Below are 2895 nucleotides of genomic sequence, written 5' to 3'. Positions count from 1 at the left end.
CGAGCTGCTCGGGCAGGGCTTGGGACTACGGGAGATCGCCCGGCATCTCGGCTGGGGTCGGCACACCGTCCAGCGGTATGCCCGCGCCGCCCGGTGGCAGGACATGGTCAAAGGCCACAAGCATCCTCATTCAAGCAAACTCAACCCGTTCAGGGGCTACTTGGAGACGCGGTGGAGCGAGACGAACGGGCGGATCACCGTCCGCGCGCTGCACGGCGAGATCACCGAACGCGGCTTCCGTGGCAGCTACACGACCGTGAGCCAGTGGATTCTGCGCGCTCTGCCCGCTGCGGGCAACGCTCCGCCGGCACCGGCCGCGCCGTCCATCCGGCAGGTCACCGGCTGGCTCACCAGACATCCCGCCACGTTCGACCAGAAGGAACAGCTCGCCCGGAAGAGGGTGCTCGCCCGGTGCCCGGAGCTGGAGGCAGCAGCAGTCCTGATCAGCTCGTTCGCCGAGATGCTCACCACGCTCGACGGCCACCGGCTACCCGAGTGGATGACCGACGCCATGAGGTCCAACTTGCCAGGCATCAGCACGTTTGCAGCGAACTTGGAGACCGACTATGACGCCGTCGCCGCCGGGCTCACCACCCCTGGAACTCCGGACCAGTGGAAGGAGCAGTCAACAGGATCAAGATGCTCAAGCGGCAGATGTTCGGCCGCGCTGGCTTCCCACTCCTTCGCAAACGCGTTCTGCTCGCGTGACGCTGCGTGTCCGCGTCACGGAACTTGTGCCAGACCCCACTGAAACCTGTCACAAACATGTCGCTCGAGCGGCTGTGCGGCTGTGCGGCTGTGCGGCTGCCAAGCTTGATCGACTATGGACGAGGCCGTCAAGCCGGACGCCGCTCGAAAGTTTAACGCCTAAAGAACCAAGACGTGCGTGAGGGGGAATTCGAGCTTCCTTCCCAGTTTGCGACCTCATCAATAATATGTCACGCTGGGAGAGTCTAGGCGAACCCCATAGTCAGGGCAGGCTTACAAGTGGTGACTCGGTCGAAAAAACCCTCTGACGCTCGATGGAGTTCTTAATCTGAGGAGGAGAATAATGAGTGAGGCGAACGAAGTAGATCTCGATTTTCGAATGGCCCCTTCCTATGAAAGTGACAGTGACAGCAGGGTTCGCCACATGGTGGAAAACACTGATCGCTCGTGCAATTGCACCCCAACGGAGCACGGGTGCGAAACCGTTGGTTGCACTCGAGATCATTGTCGCCCGCCAGGTCATTGAGAGGAACCAGCTGTCGCGTCGGTTGAGCGATTAGCGAAAAAGCTCCGGTTGATGGGGTTGCTTCTCGAGCCACCCTAGACAGTCGGAGCTTATTGGGAGGAGCTAAGGGCTTGCAGAAAACAATGTGGCTTCCGGCCCTGCGGCTCGTTGATCTGGTACGCGTATACCAAGTGAGAGGTTTTTAGACCGTGTCCTACATGGTGAGTTTGAGAAGTCGTTTGTAGCAGCAGATCGCCGCTGCGAGGCCGAGAAAGGCCAGGTAGTTGAGGGGGTGGCGTTCGTAGCGGATGGTGAGGCGGCGGTAGCCGGTCAGCCACGCGATGGTGCGCTCGATCACCCAGCGCCGCCGGCCGAGGCGCTCGCTGGAGTCGATGCCCTTGCGGGCGATGCGGACGCCAATATGCTTGCCCCACAGCCAACTTCGCAGGTGGGGGACGTCGTAGGCCTTGTCGGCGTGGAGCCGTTGCGGTTTGGATTCTGCGGCGTGGGATTCGTGTCCCATGTGGAAATGGGAGAGCATCGGCTTTAGGGCGAGGCTGTCGTGGGTGTTGGCTGCGGAGAGGCCGACACGGAGGGGCAGTCCGCCCGCATCGGACAGGATGTGCATCTTGGACGCACAGGACTGTCCGGCTCGGCGATGGCCGCCGACCACACGCCTGAACAGCACGCCGAACGCGATTTCCGCCCTCTTCGTGCCCGATGCCGACCTGTCTGGTGTAGCGACGCCGATGGGGAGACCGTACTGCAGCGTGCGGTCAACGTCATCAGCTCCATTCCCGAGCGGCTGATCAAGCGCGTCGAGGCGGGCGATCAGGACGCGCTGCGCGAGGTCGTCGGGCTTTTGGACCCCAGCGTCCAGGCCAAGCCCGCCGTCCGGTTCGGCTGGTTCGGGTGTGCGACCGGAGTGGCCAAGTTCGCCGCCGAGAACGGGAGCGCATCGCCAAGGCTTGGAATCTTCGCCAACCGTCCGCCGCCTCGCAATCCACATCCACCGGCCCGCCGGACGCCTCCGCGGTGTTTCCACCTGCGGCCAGGTCTCCTTCACCCAGCCGGCCACCGCGTCCTCGTCGCGTTCCCGTGCGCGTCGGGCGGGGACCTGGTGGCTCCAGCCGTGCCGGTGGAGCATCTGCGCGATGGCCGAGAGGGACATGGTGGAACCGGCGGCCGATGCAGGGTCTAGGCCTGACCGGACTAGCCCTGAGCCACCGGCCCCCTGACCAGCGCGGACTCGAGCACCGCGACCAGGGCCTCGCTCAGCTTCGGCAAAGCCGCTGATCCCCGGCTCCGTAGGGCCGGCTCGCCACCCTCCCGCCAGTCACAACGCCAACTCTGCACCGGACTGACACTGACCCGCAGATGTTTCGCGACCTCGGGCGTTCCCGTCCCACCATGAACACCGCGACCGCTTCCATCCGGATACGCTCGCGAAACGCACGTCCGCTCTGCAGTCAGGCCACCACCTTGCGGATACCTCATGCGTCATGACGTACTGCGGTAACCAACAGCTGTCAGCCCCTACGACATCACGCCCGCAAGGTCAGTCTGGATCAATCCGATTGTGTCGGGCTGGATGACGTACTACGGCCGGTTCTACCGGTCGCAGTGGTATCCCTTCCTGCGACGCATCAACACCTACCTGATGCGATGGGCGCGGAAGAAGT

2 protein-coding genes and 1 pseudogene are annotated in these 2895 nt (G+C 63.5%); 2 read left to right on the top strand and 1 reads right to left on the bottom strand.

The features are described from left to right. Positions 1-751: pseudogene (locus tag V7793_RS36020) on the top strand (hypothetical protein); the annotation flags it as partial. A gap of 676 nt (positions 752-1427) precedes the next feature. Here the strand turns inward: V7793_RS36020 and V7793_RS36015 are convergent. Then, positions 1428-2384: an IS5 family transposase gene (locus tag V7793_RS36015; RefSeq protein ID WP_336013888.1), complete on the bottom strand. Its 957-nt coding sequence runs from the start codon at positions 2382-2384 to the stop codon at positions 1428-1430. Between the two features lie 372 nt (positions 2385-2756). On the opposite strand from V7793_RS36015, the gene V7793_RS36010 reads away from it, so the two are divergent. After that, positions 2757-2895, top strand: a 139-nt coding sequence (locus V7793_RS36010) for a group II intron maturase-specific domain-containing protein (RefSeq protein WP_336013889.1), incomplete at its 3' end; no start/stop codon positions are given.

It is taken from the genome of Streptomyces sp. KLMMK (assembly GCF_036961605.1).
GTDB classification, from domain to species: Bacteria; Actinomycetota; Actinomycetes; order Streptomycetales; family Streptomycetaceae; genus Streptomyces; species Streptomyces telluris.
Note: the sequence above shows the minus strand (reverse complement) of the source record. Positions and strands in the feature narration are given on the sequence as shown.

What these genes read in the sequence shown, in the direction of transcription:
- V7793_RS36015 (WP_336013888.1), bottom strand. Translation starts at nt 2,384, where the DNA reads ATGTCCCTCTCGGCCATCGCGCAGATGCTCCACCGGCACGGCTGGAGC.